The organism is Falsiroseomonas sp. RANM36, from assembly GCF_056682175.1.
Genome location: NZ_JBWXTD010000002.1, coordinates 427,071 through 427,858 on the forward strand (window position 1 = coordinate 427,071; position 788 = coordinate 427,858).

Here is a 788-nt window from a genome sequence, read left to right on the forward strand (position 1 = left end):
GGGGGGCGCCCCGCCGCGGCGGGGGGCCCGGGGGGGGGGGAGGCCTCGGCCAGCCTGGCCTCGATCCGTGGCCGCAATGTCTCGGCCAGGCCCTCGGGCAGGTCCGGCCGGCCGGCCAGCGCCTCCAGCAGATGCGCGGCGAGGATCTCGCCGAGCGCCCGCGCCGCCTTGGCGGGCAGGCGCGGCCGGCGGACCAGCGCCGCCTGCCAGGCGTGCTGCCCGGCCGAGCCGGCGGCGAGCCGGTCCAGCGTTGCCTCGCGGATCGCGGCCGAGGGGTTGGCCAGCAGCGCGGCGATGGCGGGCGCATCGGCGGTGCCGGCGCTCGCCTCGGCGACCGGCTCGGCCCGGCGCGGCCGCGCGGCGACCAGCCGGCGCGTGAAGGCCGCCGGCGGCGCGGCGACCAGCGCCAGCAGCTCGTCTTCCGTGAGCAGCGGCGAGAGCCGCAGCACGGGTTCGGCCACCGGCAGCGCGGTGTCGCGCGCCAGGCGCAGGATCAGGTCGCGCGGCGCATCGGGCAGGCCGGCCACGGCATCGGCCAGCGCGGCACGCACCGCCACGGCCGCGTCCGCCCCGAGATGGCCCAGGGTCGCGCCCGGCCTGCGCGCCAGGCGGTCCTGGGCCGCGGCGGTCAGGCCCGGCGCCCGCCGGCCAATGCGGCGGGCCAGCGCCTCGCGCACCGCGGCCTCGGAATCCTCGGCCAGCAGAAGGCCGGCCTGCGGCGGGGGGGCGGGGGGGGGGGCCGGGCGCCCCCCCCCCCCCCGCCCGCCCCCCCCCCCGCCGCCCGGGCG

At 83.5% G+C, this 788-nt stretch carries 1 protein-coding gene; it reads right to left on the reverse strand.

Going from position 1 to position 788, the window contains the following annotated elements:
* Positions 1 to 788 (reverse strand): DUF2336 domain-containing protein (locus AC1MIR_RS02870; RefSeq protein ID WP_480026678.1); only part of this gene is annotated, 788 nt, incomplete at both ends.